The sequence below is a fragment of the Streptomyces sp. NPDC003720 genome (genome assembly GCF_042875075.1).
Lineage (GTDB): Bacteria > Actinomycetota > Actinomycetes > Streptomycetales > Streptomycetaceae > Streptomyces.
In genome coordinates this window covers 117341-131761 of the sequence record NZ_JBIANZ010000012.1, presented here as the reverse complement: position 1 = coordinate 131761, position 14421 = coordinate 117341, and the positions used below count along the sequence as shown (strand labels likewise).

The 14421-nt window shown below is 70.1% G+C and carries 11 protein-coding genes; all 11 read right to left on the bottom strand.

The genetic code is table 11. From position 1 onward, the window contains the following. Window positions 1-63: 63 nt before the first annotated feature. From nuoN to ACFYU0_RS30420, 11 genes are read right to left on the bottom strand one after another with little or no spacing between them, the layout of a single operon-like run. Window positions 64-1713: an NADH-quinone oxidoreductase subunit NuoN gene (nuoN, locus tag ACFYU0_RS30470; RefSeq protein ID WP_351667714.1), complete on the bottom strand. Its 1650-nt coding sequence runs from the start codon at window positions 1711-1713 to the stop codon at window positions 64-66. Beyond that, window positions 1710-3281 carry an NADH-quinone oxidoreductase subunit M gene (locus tag ACFYU0_RS30465; protein ID WP_351667712.1) on the bottom strand — a complete coding sequence of 524 codons (1572 nt, stop codon included), beginning with the start codon at window positions 3279-3281 and terminating at the stop codon, window positions 1710-1712. The genes nuoN and ACFYU0_RS30465 overlap by 4 nt, the downstream gene beginning before the upstream one ends. A 5-nt stretch (window positions 3282-3286) precedes the next feature. After that, window positions 3287-5233: an NADH-quinone oxidoreductase subunit L gene (gene nuoL, locus ACFYU0_RS30460; protein ID WP_389305318.1), complete on the bottom strand. Its 1947-nt coding sequence runs from the start codon at window positions 5231-5233 to the stop codon at window positions 3287-3289. Window positions 5234-5248: 15 nt separating this feature from the next. Next, complete coding sequence (gene nuoK / locus ACFYU0_RS30455) at window positions 5249-5548, bottom strand: NADH-quinone oxidoreductase subunit NuoK (RefSeq protein ID WP_121787439.1); 300 nt, start codon at window positions 5546-5548, stop codon at window positions 5249-5251. Continuing rightward, window positions 5545-6390 (bottom strand): NADH-quinone oxidoreductase subunit J, encoded by an 846-nt coding sequence (locus ACFYU0_RS30450; protein WP_351667707.1) that lies wholly within the window; start codon window positions 6388-6390, stop codon window positions 5545-5547. Before ACFYU0_RS30450 ends, nuoK begins: the two co-directional genes overlap by 4 nt. Then, window positions 6387-7037 (bottom strand): NADH-quinone oxidoreductase subunit NuoI, encoded by a 651-nt coding sequence (gene nuoI, locus ACFYU0_RS30445; protein ID WP_351667705.1) that lies wholly within the window; start codon window positions 7035-7037, stop codon window positions 6387-6389. Before nuoI ends, ACFYU0_RS30450 begins: the two co-directional genes overlap by 4 nt. Further along, complete coding sequence (gene nuoH, locus ACFYU0_RS30440; protein WP_389305314.1) at window positions 7030-8394, bottom strand: NADH-quinone oxidoreductase subunit NuoH; 1365 nt, start codon at window positions 8392-8394, stop codon at window positions 7030-7032. The genes nuoI and nuoH overlap by 8 nt, the downstream gene beginning before the upstream one ends. Next, window positions 8391-10895 carry an NADH-quinone oxidoreductase subunit G gene (locus ACFYU0_RS30435; RefSeq protein ID WP_389305312.1) on the bottom strand — a complete coding sequence of 835 codons (2505 nt, stop codon included), beginning with the start codon at window positions 10893-10895 and terminating at the stop codon, window positions 8391-8393. The genes nuoH and ACFYU0_RS30435 overlap by 4 nt, the downstream gene beginning before the upstream one ends. Further along, window positions 10892-12238, bottom strand: a complete 1347-nt coding sequence (nuoF, locus tag ACFYU0_RS30430; RefSeq protein WP_389305310.1) for an NADH-quinone oxidoreductase subunit NuoF — start codon at window positions 12236-12238, stop codon at window positions 10892-10894. The genes ACFYU0_RS30435 and nuoF overlap by 4 nt, the downstream gene beginning before the upstream one ends. Next, window positions 12238-13107, bottom strand: coding sequence for an NADH-quinone oxidoreductase subunit NuoE (nuoE, locus tag ACFYU0_RS30425; protein ID WP_351667697.1), 870 nt, complete (start codon window positions 13105-13107; stop codon window positions 12238-12240). Before nuoE ends, nuoF begins: the two co-directional genes overlap by 1 nt. After that, entirely contained in the window at window positions 13104-14414 is a 1311-nt protein-coding gene (locus ACFYU0_RS30420) for an NADH-quinone oxidoreductase subunit D (protein ID WP_351667850.1), read from the bottom strand. Before ACFYU0_RS30420 ends, nuoE begins: the two co-directional genes overlap by 4 nt. Between the last annotated feature and the right edge of the window lie 7 nt (window positions 14415-14421).

The window sequence follows — 14421 nt, the reverse complement described above, 5'->3', positions numbered from 1 at the left end:
GCACACACCGGGGCCCGGCCCTCCTTGGGAGGACCGGGCCCCGGACGACGGCCGCGGGCCGGGTCAGCGCACGAACACGCTCGCCTGGTTCGCCAGGTCCAGGAAGTACTGGGGCGCCACACCGAGCACCAGCGTGACCGCCACGCCCACCCCGATCGCCGTCATGGTCAGCGGCGACGGAACGGCCACGGTCGGCCCCTCGGGCCTGGGCTCGCTGAAGAACATCAGCACGATCACCCGGATGTAGAAGAACGCGGCGATCGCCGAGGAGATCACACCGATCACGACCAGCGGGGCCGCGCCGCCGTCCGCCGCCGCCTTGAACACGGCGAACTTACCGGCGAAACCGGAGGTCAGCGGGATGCCCGCGAAGGCCAGCAGGAACACCGCGAACACGGCGGCCACCAGCGGGGAGCGGCGGCCGAGCCCGGCCCACTTGGACAGGTGGGTGGCCTCGCCCCCGGCGTCGCGCACCAGGGTCACCACCGCGAAGGCGCCGATCGTCACGAACGAGTACCCGGCCAGGTAGAACAGCACGGACGACACGCCGTCCTTCGAGGTCGCGATGACACCGGCGAGGATGAATCCGGCGTGCGCGATGGACGAGTACGCCAGCAGCCGCTTGATGTCGGTCTGCGTGATCGCGACGATCGCGCCGCCCAGCATGGTGATGACGGCCACCGCCCACATGACCGGCCGCCAGTCCCAGCGCAGGCCCGGCAGGACGACGTACAGCAGGCGCAGCAGCGCGCCGAACGCCGCGACCTTCGTCGCCGCTGCCATGAACCCGGTCACCGGGGTGGGTGCGCCCTGGTAGACGTCGGGCGTCCACATGTGGAACGGGACGGCGCCCACCTTGAACAGCAGACCCATCACGATCATGGCGCTGCCGATCAGCAGCAGCGCGTCGTTGCCCATGGTGCCGGCCAGCGCCGGGTCGACGTCGGTGACCGTGCCGTCGACGACCTGGGCGATGCGCCCGTAGGACACCGAGCCCGCGTAGCCGTACAGCAGGGCGATGCCGAACAGGGTGAACGCGGAGGCGAACGCGCCGAGCAGGAAGTACTTGACCGCGGCCTCCTGCGACATCAGCCGCTTGCGGCGGGCCAGCGCGCACAGCAGGTACAGCGGCAGGGAGAAGACCTCCAGGGCCACGAACAGCGTCAGCAGGTCGTTGGCCGAGGGGAAGACCAGCATGCCCGCGATCGCGAAGAGCAGCAGCGGGAAGACCTCGGTGGTGGTGAACCCGGCCCGGACCGCGGCCTTCTCGCTGTCGCTGCCGGGCACGGACGCGGCCTGCGCGGCGAAGGAGTCCACCCGGTTGCCGTGCGCCTCCGGGTCCAGGCGCCGCTCGGCGAAGGTGAACAGGCCGACCAGGCCGGCCAGCAGGATCGTGCCCTGCAGGAACAGGGCCGGTCCGTCGACCGCGATCGCCCCCATCGCCGCGATGTGCGCCTTCGTGGTGCCGTACCCGTTCGACGCGAGCGCGACGACCGCGGCGAACGCGGCGCACAGCGCCACGACGGACACGAACACCTGCGCGTAGTAACGGGACCTGCGCGGGACGAACGCCTCGACGAGCACCCCGACCAGGGCCGCACCGACCACGATCAGGGTCGGCGAGAGCTGGGCGTATTCGATCTTCGGCGTGTCGATCTTCGAGATCGGGTCGGCCGCGGTTGTCCACAGGCTGTGGACGGCTGTTGCGCTCACTTGGCCGCCTCCACCTCGGGCTTGGGGTCGGTCTTGTGTACGTCCGACATGGTCTGTTTGACCGCCGGGTTGACGATGTCCGTGACGGGCTTCGGGTAGACGCCGAGGAAGATCAGCAGCACGATCAGCGGGGCGACGACCAGCAGTTCACGTGCGCGCAGGTCGGGCATGGCCGACACTGCGGGCTTCACCGGGCCCGTCATCGTCCGCTGGTACAGGACGAGGGTGTAGAGCGCGGCGAGGACGATGCCGAAGGTGGCGATGACGCCGATCACCGGATAGCGCGTGAATGTGCCGACCAGGACCAGGAACTCGCTCACGAACGGCGCGAGGCCGGGCAGCGAGAGGGTGGCGAGACCGCCGATCAGGAAGGTGCCGGCGAGCACCGGGGCGACCTTCTGCACACCCCCGTAGTCCGCGATGAGCCGGGAGCCGCGCCGGGAGATCAGGAACCCGGCGACCAGCATCAGTGCGGCCGTGGAGATGCCGTGGTTGACCATGTAGAGCGTGGCCCCGGACTGGCCCTGGCTGGTCATCGCGAAGATGCCCATCACGATGAAGCCGAAGTGCGAGATCGACGCGTAGGCCACCAGGCGCTTGATGTCCCGCTGGCCGACGGCGAGCAGCGCGCCGTAGACGATGCTGATGAGCGCCAGTACGAGGATGACGGGCGTCGCCCACTTGCTGGCCTCCGGGAAGAGCTGGAGGCAGAAGCGGAGCATCGCGAAGGTGCCCACCTTGTCGACGACCGCGGTGATGAGCACGGCGACGGGGGCGGTGGACTCCTGCATGGCGTTGGGCAGCCAGGTGTGCAGCGGCCACAGCGGCGCCTTCACCGCGAAGGCGAAGAAGAAGCCGAGGAACAGCCAGCGTTCGGTGCTGGTCGCCATGTGCAGCGAGCCGTTGGCCCGGGCCTGCACGATCTCCTGGAGGCTGAAGTTCCCGGCGACCACGTAGAGGCCGATCACCGCGGCCAGCATGATCAGACCGCCGACCAGGTTGTAGAGCAGGAACTTCACGGCCGCGTACGAACGCTGGGTGGAGGCCGCCTCCTCACCGTGCTCGTGGGCACGGTCCCCGAAGCCGCCGATGAGGAAGTACATCGGGATGAGCATGGCTTCGAAGAAGATGTAGAAGAGGAAGACGTCGGTGGCCTCGAAGGAGATGACCACCATCGCCTCGACGGCGAGGATCAGCGCGAAGAAGCCCTGGGTGGGCCGCCAGCGGCGGCTGCCGGTCTCCAGCGGATCGGCGTCGTGCCAGCCGGCCAGGATGATGAACGGGATCAGCAGGGCGGTCAGGGCGAGCAGCGCCACCGCGATGCCGTCCACGCCCAGCTCGTACCTGACCCCGAAGTCCGCGATCCAGGCGTGGGACTCGGTGAGCTGGTAGCGGTCGCCGCCGGGGTCGAAGCGGACCAGGACGGTGATCGCCAGGGCGAGTGTGGCGAGCGAGACGACCAGCGCCAGCCATTTCGCGGCGGTGCGCTTCGCGGCCGGCACGGCGGCCGTGGCGACCGCCCCGAGGGCCGGGAGCGCCGCCGTCGCTGTCAGCAGGGGAAAGGACATCGGTATCAGACCGCCCTCATCAGCAGGGTCGCGGCGACCAGGAGTGCCGCGCCGCCGAACATCGAGACCGCGTAGGAGCGGGCGAAGCCGTTCTGGACCCGGCGCAGCCGTGCGGACAGGCCGCCGAAGCCGGCCGCCGTGCCGTTGACGACGCCGTCGACCAGGGTGTGGTCGACGTACACCAGGGAGCGCGTGAGGTGTTCGCCGCCGCGCACCAGGACGACGTGGTTGAAGTCGTCCTGCAGCAGGTCGCGCCGGGCGGCCCGGGTGAGCAGCGAGCCGCGCGGGGCGACCGCCGGGACGGGCTTGCGGCCGTACTGCGCCCAGGCGATGCCGACGCCGACGACCAGGCAGACCAGGGTCGCACCGGTGACCGTCGCGGCACTGACCGGCGAGTGGCCCTCGCTGTGGCCGGTGACCGGCTCCAGCCAGTTGAGGAAGCGGTCGCCGAGGTGGAAGAAGAAGCCGGCGAAGACCGAGCCGAAGGCCAGCACGACCATGGGGATCGTCATGATCTTCGGGGACTCGTGCGGGTGCGGCTCGGCGTGCTCGCCGTGGTGCTCGGCCGCGGGCTCCGCGCTGGGCGCCTCGGGGGACCGGGTGGGCTGGTGCCGCCACCGCTCCTCGCCGAAGAACGTCATCAGCATCACGCGCGTCATGTAGAAGGCGGTGATCGCCGCGCCGAGCAGGGCCACGCCGCCGAGGATCCAGCCCTGGGTGCCGCCCTTGGCGAAGGCCGCCTCGATGATCGCGTCCTTGGAGTAGAAGCCGGACAGGAACGGGAAGCCGATGATCGCCAGGTAGCCGAGGCCGAAGGTGACGAAGGTGACCGGCATGTACTTGCGCAGGCCGCCGTACTTGCGCATGTCGACCTCGTCGTTCATGCCGTGCATGACCGAACCGGCGCCCAGGAACAGCCCGGCCTTGAAGAAGCCGTGGGTGACCAGGTGCATGATCGCGAAGACGTAGCCGATGGGGCCGAGGCCCGCCGCCAGCACCATGTAGCCGATCTGCGACATGGTCGAGCCGGCCAGCGCCTTCTTGATGTCGTCCTTGGCGCAACCGACGATCGCACCGAAGAGGAGCGTGACGGCGCCGACCACGGTGACGGCGAGCTGGGCGTCGGGCGCCGCGTTGAAGATGGCGCCGGACCGGACGATCAGGTAGACGCCCGCCGTCACCATCGTCGCGGCGTGGATCAGGGCCGAGACCGGGGTCGGGCCCTCCATCGCGTCCCCGAGCCAGGACTGCAGCGGGACCTGGGCCGACTTGCCGCACGCGGCGAGCAGCAGCATCAGGCCGATCGCGGTGAGCCTGCCCTCGGAGGTGTCGCCGGTGTGGCTGAGGACCGGGCCGAAGGCGAAGCTGCCGAAGGTGGTGAACATCAGCATGATCGCGATCGACAGGCCCATGTCGCCGACCCGGTTGACCAGGAAGGCCTTCTTCGCGGCCGTCGCGGCGCTGGGCTTGTGCTGCCAGAAGCCGATGAGCAGGTACGAGGCGAGGCCGACGCCCTCCCAGCCGACGTACAGCAGCAGGTAGTTGTCGGCGAGGACCAGCAGCAGCATCGCCGCGAGGAACAGGTTCAGGTAGCCGAAGAAGCGGCGGCGCCGCTCGTCGTGCTCCATGTACCCGACCGAGTAGAGGTGGATCAGCGAGCCGACGCCCGTGATCAGCAGCACGAACGTCATCGACAGCTGGTCCAGGCGGAAGGTGACGTCCGCCTGGAAGTCGCCGACCGAGATCCACGTCCACAGGTGCTGGGTCAGGGTGCGGTTCTCGGCCCCCTTGCCGAGCAGGCCGGCGAAGAGGACCAGGCCGAGCACGAAGGAGGTGGCCGACAGGAGCGTGCCGATCCAGTGGCCCACGGCGTCCAGCCGCCGGCCGCCGACCAGGAGCACGGCCGCTCCGAGCAGGGGCGCCGCGATGAGCAGCGCGATCAGGTTGTCCACGATTCTTCCGACCCCTTACAGCTTCATCAGGCTGGCGTCGTCGACCGAGGCCGAGTGGCGGGTACGGAACAGCGACACGATGATCGCGAGGCCCACCACGACCTCCGCGGCGGCGACGACCATCGTGAAGAAGGCGATGATCTGGCCGTCGAGGTTGCCGTGCATCCGGGAGAAGACGACGAACGCGAGGTTGCAGGCGTTGAGCATCAGCTCGACGCACATGAACACGACGATCGCGTTGCGCCGGATCAGCACCCCGGTCGCGCCGATGGTGAACAGCAGCGCCGCGAGGTAGAGGTAGTTGACGGGGTTCACTTCGACGCCTCCTCGGGCCGCTTGAACGTCGCCGGCTCGATCCCGGTGCGCTCCAGTCGCTCCGCGGCGCGCTGCTCCAGGGCGCGCAGGTCGTTGAGCGCCTCCGCCGACACGTCCCGGATCTGGCCGCGTTCGCGCAGCGTCTTGCTGACGGTCAGCTCGGAGGGCGTGCCGTCGGGCAGCAGACCCGCGATGTCCACGGCGTTGTGCCGGGCGTAGACACCCGGGGCGGGCAGCGGCGGGACGTGCCGGCCTTCCCGGACGCGCTGCTCGGCCAACTCGCGCTGGGTCCTGGCGCGCTCGGTGCGCTCCCGGTGGGTGAGCACCATCGCGCCGACGGCGGCCGTGATCAGCAGTGCGCCGGTGATCTCGAAGGCGAAGACGTACTTGGTGAAGATGAGGGCCGCGAGGCCCTCCACGTTGCCGTTCGCGTTCGCCCGGCCGGTGCCGTTGAACACCGTCAGGGAGGCGTTGCCGATGCCGGCGAACAGCAGGATCCCGAAGCCGACGCCGCACAGAAGGGCCAGCCAGCGCTGGCCCTTGATGGTCTCCTTCAGCGAGTCCGCGGCCGTCACGCCGACGAGCATCACCACGAACAGGAACAGCATCATGATCGCGCCGGTGTAGACGACGATCTGCACGATGCCCAGGAAGTAGGCGCCGTTGGCGAGGTAGAACACCGCCAGGATGATCATGGTCCCGGCGAGGCAGAGGGCGCTGTGCACGGCCTTCCTCATGAGCACGGTGCACAGGGCGCCGATCACCGCGAACGTGCCGAGGACCCAGAACTGGAAGGCCTCACCGGTGGAGGTGGTGTAGGCGGCAAGCTGCAGCGCGCTCATCGGCCGATCACCTTCTCCGACGCCGGTTCGGTCTCGCCGAAGGTGCTGTCGCCCTCCTGCACCACCTCGCCCTTGGAGACGGCGGGCTGCCGCACCGTGCCCGGCGCGGCCTCCGTCACCAGGCCGCGGTAGTAGTCCTGTTCGTCCGTCCCCGGGAAGATCGCGTGCGGCGTGTCGACCATGCCGTCCTCGAGCCCGGCGAGGAGCTGCTCCTTGGTGTAGATGAGGTTGGCGCGGCTGGAGTCGGCCAGTTCGAACTCGTTGGTCATCGTCAGCGCGCGCGTGGGGCACGCCTCGATGCACAGCCCGCACAGGATGCAGCGGGCGTAGTTGATCTGGTAGACGCGGCCGTACCGCTCACCCGGCGAGTAGCGCTCCTCGTCGGTGTTGTCGGCGCCCTCCACGTAGATGGCGTCGGCGGGACAGGCCCAGGCGCACAGCTCGCAGCCGACGCACTTCTCCAGGCCGTCCGGATGGCGGTTGAGCTGGTGCCGTCCGTGGAACCGCGGAGCCGTGGTCTTCTGCTGCTCGGGGTACTGCTCGGTGAGCCGCTTCTTGAACATGGCCTTGAAGGTCACGCCGAAGCCGGCCACGGGGTTCTGGAAGCCGGGCTTGATCTGCCCGGACTCCGTCGGCTCCTCAGCCATCGGACGCCTCCTTTCCATCCGAAGTTCCATCACTGACAGTGTCCGGTCCGCCACTGACAATCAGCTCCCGCTCGCGGCGCGGGCGGCGCCTCGGCGTCGGCGGCAGTTCCTGACCGGGCAGTGGCGGCACGGGGAATCCGCCCGCCATCGGGTCGAATCCGGGCTGCGGGCCGGCGGCCTGCTCGTCCGGCCTCGCCTTCTCGCGGAACATGTCCGCGACGAAGGAGAGCAGCAGCAGGGCGAGGACGCCGCCGCCGACGTAGAGGGCGATGTCGGCGAAGTCGTAGTTCTCGTTGCGCAGCGCCCGCACGGTCGCGACGAGCATCAGCCAGGTCACCGAGACCGGGATGAGGACCTTCCAGCCGAGCTTCATGAGCTGGTCGTAGCGGACCCGGGGGAGGGTGCCGCGCAGCCAGATGAAGAAGAACAGCAGCAGCTGGACCTTGACGACGAACCAGAGCAGCGGCCACCAGCCGTGGTTCGCGCCCTCCCAGAAGCCGCTGATCGGCCAGGGGGCGCGCCAGCCGCCGAGGAACAGGGTGGTCGAGACGGCCGACACCGTCACCATGTTCACGTACTCGGCGAGCATGAACATCGCGAACTTGATGGACGAGTACTCGGTGTTGAAGCCGCCGACCAGGTCGCCCTCCGACTCCGGCATGTCGAAGGGGGCGCGGTTCGTCTCGCCGACCATCGTGACGATGTAGAGGATGAAGGAGACCGGCAGCAGCAGGATGTACCAGCGGTCGTGCTGCTGCTCGACGATGGTCGACGTCGACATCGATCCCGAGTAGAGGAACACGGAGGCGAACGCGGCGCCCATGGCGATCTCGTAGGAGATCATCTGGGCGCAGGAGCGCAGGCCGCCGAGCAGCGGGTAGGTGGAGCCGGAGCTCCAGCCCGCCAGGACGATGCCGTAGATGCCGACCGAGGCGACCGCGAGGATGTAGAGCATCGCGATCGGCAGGTCGGTGAGCTGCATCGCGGTCCGCGTGCCGAAGATCGAGATCTCGTCGTCGGCGGGGCCGAAGGGGATCACCGCGATCGCCATGAAGGCCGGGATGGCCGCGACGATCGGTGCGAGGACGTACACCACCTTGTCCGCGCGCTTGACGATGACGTCTTCCTTGAGCATCAGCTTGATGCCGTCGGCGAGCGACTGGAGCATGCCCCAGGGGCCGTGCCGGTTCGGGCCGATGCGGAGCTGCATCCAGGCGACGACCTTGCGCTCCCAGACGATGGAGAACAGCACGGTCACCATCAGGAACGCGAAGCAGAAGACGGCCTTGACGACGACCAGCCACCAGGGGTCCCGGCCGAACATCGAGAGGTCTTCAGCCGCGAGGTACGGGCTCATGCCTCCACCTCCTTGGGGGCCTGTTCGGCGCGTGCCGCCGGGCCGATACGGACGAGGGAGCCGGGCTGCGCACCGGTGTCGGAGGCGACGCCCGCACCGGCGGAGTTCAGCGGCAGCCACACCACTCGGTCGGGCATCTCGGTGATGCGGAGCGGGAGTTCGACGGTGCCCGCGGTGCCGGTGACGGCCAGCAGGCCGCCGTCCTCGACCCCGGCCTCGGCCGCCGTCGCCGCCGACAGGCGCGCGCGTGCGGCGTGCCGGGTTCCGGCGAGCGCCTCGTCGCCCTCCTGCAGGACGCCCTGGTCGAGCAGCAGCCGGTGCCCGGCGAGCACGGCCTCGCCGACGGCCGGCCGGGGCAGGACGCCCCCGGTCTCCAGGGGATCGGTGGCCCGCGGGCCGTCCCAGGGGCCGAGCCGGTCGATCTCCGCACGGGTGGTGCGCAGGTCCGGCAGGCCCAGGTGGACGTCCATGGCGTCGGCGAGCATCTGCAGCACCCGCCCGTCGGTGGGGGCGAGACGGCGGGTCATCTGGTCGGGCTTGAGCGCGGCCTCGAAGAAGCGCACCCTGCCCTCCCAGTTCAGGAAGGTGCCCGCCTTCTCGGCGACCGCCGCGACCGGCAGGACCACGTCGGCGAGGCCGGTGACCTCGCTGGGCCGCAGTTCCAGCGACACCAGGAAGCCGACGTTGCCGAGCGCCTCACGCGCGCGTGCCGGGTCGGGCAGGTCGGCGACCTCCACGCCGGCGACGACGAGCGCGGCCAGTTCGCCGGTGGCGGCCGCCTCGATGATCTGGTGGGCGTCCCGGCCGTGCCGGGCGGGGAGTTCGGCCAGCCCCCAGACGGCGGCGACCTCGTCCCGCGCGCGCGGGTCGGTCGCCGGGCGGCCGCCCGGCAGCAGCGTCGGCAGCGCGCCGGCCTCGACCGCGCCGCGTTCGCCCGCGCGCCGGGGGATCCACACGAGCCGGGCGCCGGTGGCGGCCGCGGCGCGCACGGCGGCGGTGAGGCCGCCCGCGACCGAGGCGAGCCTCTCCCCCACGACGATCACCGCGCCCTCGGCGCGCAGCGCCTCGGCGGCCCGTGTACCGGGCTCCTCGAGGCCGACGCCGCTCGCGAGGGCGTCCAGCCACTCGGTCTCGGTGCCGGGGGCGGCCGGCAGCAGCGTGCCGCCCGCCTTCTCCAGGCCGCGCGTCGCGTGCGTGGCGAGCGAGAACACCCGCTGCTTGCGCTTGCGCCAGGCCTTGCGCAGCCGCAGGAAGACGCCGGGCGCCTCCTCCTCCGACTCGAACCCGGCGAGCAGGACGGCGGGCGCCTGCTCCAGCGCGGTGTAGGTGACGCCGGTGCCGTCGAGGTCGCGGCCGCGGCCCGCCACCCGGGCGGCGAGGAAGTCGGCCTCCTCGCCGCTGTGCACGCGCGCGCGGAAGTCGATGTCGTTCGTGTCGAGCGCCACCCGTGCGAACTTGCTGTAGGCGTAGGCGTCCTCGACGGTCAGCCGGCCGCCGGTGAGGACACCGGCCCGGGAACGGGCGGCGGTCAGCCCGCGCGCCGCCGCCTCCAGCGCCTCCGGCCAGGAGGTGGGCTCCAGGACGCCCTCGGCGTTTCGCACCAGCGGGACGTCGAGGCGGTCCTTCGTCTGCGCGTACCGGAACGCGAAGCGTCCCTTGTCGCAGATCCACTCCTCGTTGACCTCGGGGTCGTCGGCGGCGAGCCGCCGCATGACCTTGCCGCGCCGGTGGTCGGTGCGCGTCGCGCAGCCGCCCGAGCAGTGCTCGCACACCGACGGCGAGGAGATGAGGTCGAAGGGCCGGGAGCGGAAGCGGTAGGCGGCCGAGGTGAGCGCGCCCACCGGGCAGATCTGGATGGTGTTGCCGGAGAAGTACGACTCGAACGGGTCGCCCTCACCGGTGCCGACCTGCTGCAGCGCGCCCCGCTCGATCAGCTCGATCATCGGGTCGCCCGCGACCTGGTTGGAGAAGCGGGTGCAGCGGGCGCACAGCACGCACCGCTCGCGGTCGAGGAGCACCTGCGTGGAGATCGGCACGGGCTTCTCGTAGGTCCGCTTGCGGCCCTCGAAGCGGGACTCCGCGTTGCCGTGCGACATGGCCTGGTTCTGCAGCGGGCACTCGCCGCCCTTGTCGCAGACCGGGCAGTCCAGCGGGTGGTTGATGAGCAGCAACTCCATCACGCCGTGCTGGGCCTTCTCGGCGACCGACGAGGTGAGCTGGGTCTTCACCACCATGCCGTCGGTGCAGGTGATGGTGCAGGACGCCATGGGCTTGCGCTGGCCCTCGACCTCGACGATGCACTGGCGGCAGGCGCCGGCCGGGTCCAGCAGGGGGTGGTCGCAGAACCGCGGGATCTCGATGCCGAGCTGCTCGGCGGCCCGGATGACCAGGGTGCCCTTGGGCACGCTGATCTCGACGCCGTCGATCGTCAGCGTGACGAGGTCCTCCGGCGGGACCGCCGCCTCTCCCCCTCCGGAGGGAGCACTGGTGGTCACGGTCATGCGTTCACCTCCGGGCGGTCCGCCCAGGCAGTCGACTTGGCCGGGTCGAAGGGGCAGCCCCGGCCCGTGATGTGCTGCTCGTACTCCTCGCGGAAGTACTTCAGCGAGGAGAAGATCGGGGATGCGGCGCCGTCGCCGAGGGCGCAGAAGGACTTGCCGTTGATGTTGTCGGCGATGTCGGCGAGCTTGTCGAGGTCGGACATCGCGCCCTTGCCGGCCTCGATGTCCCGCATCAACTGCACCAGCCAGTACGTTCCTTCACGGCAGGGGGTGCACTTGCCGCAGGACTCGTGGGCGTAGAACTCGGTCCAGCGGGTCACCGCGCGCACCACGCAGGTCGTCTCGTCGAAGCACTGCAGGGCCTTGGTGCCGAGCATGGAACCCGCGGCGCCGACCCCTTCGTAGTCGAGCGGGACGTCGAGGTGCTCGTCGGTGAACATCGGGGTCGAGGAGCCGCCCGGGGTCCAGAACTTCAGCCGGTGGCCGGGCCGCATCCCGCCGCTCATGTCGAGGAGCTGGCGGAGCGTGACGCCGAGCGGCGCCTCGTACTGGCCGGGGCTCGCGACGTGGCCGCTGAGCGAGTAGAGCGTGAAGCCGGGCGACTTCTCGCTGCCCATCGACCTGAACCAGTCCTTGCCGTTCTTCAGGATGGCGGGAACCGACGCGATCGACTCGACGTTGTTCACGACGGTCGGGCAGGCGTAGAGCCCTTCGACGGCCGGGAAAGGGGGACGCAGCCGCGGTTGGCCACGGCGGCCTTCGAGCGAGTCGAGCAGCGCGGTCTCCTCACCGCAGATGTACGCGCCGGCGCCGGCGTGCACGGTGAGGTCGAGGTCGAGTCCGCTGCCCAGGATGTCCTCGCCGAGGTAGCCCGCCGCGTAGGCCTCGCGCACGGCCTCGTGCAGCCGCCGCAGGACGGGGACGACCTCACCCCGCAGATAGATGAAGGCGTGCGAGGACCGGATGGCGTAGCACGCGATCACGATGCCCTCGATGAGGCTGTGCGGGTTCGCGAAGAGGAGCGGGATGTCCTTGCAGGTCCCCGGCTCCGACTCGTCGGCGTTGACGACGAGGTAGTGCGGTTTGCCATCGCCCTGCGGAATGAACTGCCACTTCATTCCGGTCGGGAATCCCGCGCCGCCGCGGCCGCGCAGGCCGGACTCCTTGACGTACGCGATCAGGTCGTCCGGCGACATGGCGAGCGCCTTGCGGAGCCCCTCGTACCCCTCGTGCCTCCGGTAGACGTCCAGCGACCAGGACCGGTCCTCGTCCCAGAAGGCCGACAGCACGGGTGCGAGCAGCTTCTCCGGACTCGTGTCCTTGAGGTCGGGTACCACGGTCATCACTCCCCCTCCTCGGCTGCGGGCCCTGCCGGGTGGGCCGGGTCGGAGGCCGACGTCTGCTGCGGCGCGTCGTGCGAACTGAGGTGCTCGGCCGTCGACGGCCGGTGCGCCCGGTCCTGCGGTTCGTCGTGCGGACCGCCGTCGCGCGGATGGACCACGCGCGCGGGTGCGGTCTCTCCCCTGGCCAGGCGCAGGCCCACCAGCGAGGCGGGTCCCGCACTTCCGCCCTCCTCGACGGCCCCGGGCCGCTCGTCGGGGAAGCCGGCCAGGATGCGCGCGGTCTCCTTGAAGGTGCACAGGCGCGCCCCGCGCGTGGGCTGGACGGGCCGTCCCTCGCGCAGGTCGTCGACGAGGCGCTTGGCGCTGCCGGGGGTCTGGTTGTCGAAGAACTCCCAGTTGACCATCACGACCGGGGCGAAGTCGCAGGCCGCGTTGCACTCGATGTGCTCCAGCGTGACCTTGCCGTCGTCGGTGGTCTCGCCGTTGCCGACGCCCAGGTGCTCCTGGAGGGTCTCGAAGATCGCGTCGCCGCCCATCACCGCGCACAGGGTGTTGGTGCAGACGCCCACCTGGTAGTCGCCGGAGGGCCTCCGCCGGTACATGGTGTAGAAGGTGGCGACGGCGGTGACCTCGGCCGTGGTCAGGTCCAGCATGTCCGCGCAGAACTGCATGCCGGTGCGGGTGACGTGCCCCTCCTCCGACTGCACGAGGTGGAGCAGCGGCAGCAGGGCCGACCGGGAGTCGGGGTAGCGCGCGATCACCTCGCGCGCGTCCGTCTCCAGCCGGGACCGGACGTCGTCCGGGTACGCGGGGGCGGGCAGTTGGGGCATGCCCAGGCTGACGCCCCGCTCCGAAGAACTGGTGGTCACCGGTCGACGCCTCCCATCACGGGGTCGATGGACGCGACGGCGACGATGACGTCGGCGACCTGGCCGCCCTCGCACATCGCCGCCATGGCCTGCAGGTTGGTGAAGGACGGGTCGCGGAAGTGGACCCGGAAGGGGCGGGTGCCGCCGTCGGAGACGGCGTGGACCCCGAGTTCGCCCTTGGGCGACTCGACCGCCGCGTACGCCTGTCCCGGCGGTACCCGGAAGCCCTCGGTGACCAGCTTGAAGTGGTGGATCAGGGCCTCCATGGAGGTGCCCATGATCTTCTTGATGTGGTCGAGGGAGTTGCCGAGTCCGTCCGGTCCCAGGGCGAGCTGGGCGGGCCAGGCGATCTTCTTGTCGGCGACCATCACCGGGCCGGGCTGGAGCCGGTCCAGGCACTGCTCGACGATGCCGAGGGACTGGCGCATCTCCTCCAGGCGGATCAGGAAGCGCCCGTAGGAGTCACAGGAGTCGGCGGTCGGGACCTCGAAGTCGTACGTCTCGTAGTCGCAGTAGGGCTGCGTCTTGCGCAGGTCGTGCGGCAGGCCGGTGGAGCGCAGGATCGGGCCGGTGGCGCCGAGGGCCATGCAGCCGGCCAGGTCGAGGTAGCCGACGTTCTGCATCCGGGCCTTGAAGATGGGGTTCCCGGTGGCGAGCTTGTCGTACTCCGGGAGGTTCTTCTTCATCTTCTTCACGAACTCGCGGATCTGGTCCACCGCGCCGGGCGGCAGGTCCTGGGCGAGTCCGCCGGGGCGGATGTACGCGTGGTTCATCCGCAGGCCCGTGATGAGCTCGTAGATGTCGAGAATCATTTCACGATCGCGGAATCCGTAGATCATGATCGTGGTGGCGCCCAGCTCCATGCCGCCGGTGGCGATGCACACCAGGTGGGAGGAGAGCCGGTTCAGCTCCATCAGGAGAACCCGGATGATCTTGGCGCGCTCGGTGATCTCGTCCTCGATGCCGAGGAGCTTCTCGACGGCGAGGCAGTAGGCGGTCTCGTTGAAGAAGGACGTCAGGTAGTCCATGCGCGTCACGAACGTGGTGCCCTGCGTCCAGGTCCGGTACTCGAGGTTCTTCTCGATGCCGGTGTGCAGGTAGCCGATGCCGCAGCGGGCCTCGGTGACCGTCTCGCCCTCGATCTCCAGGATCAGGCGGAGGACCCCGTGGGTGGACGGGTGCTGGGGACCCATGTTGACGACGATGCGCTCGTCGTCGGCGCGGGCCGCGGACTGGACGACCTCGTCCCAGTCGCCACCGGTGACCGTGTAGACGGCGCCCTCGGTGGTCTCGCGGGCCGATGCCATCGAGGAG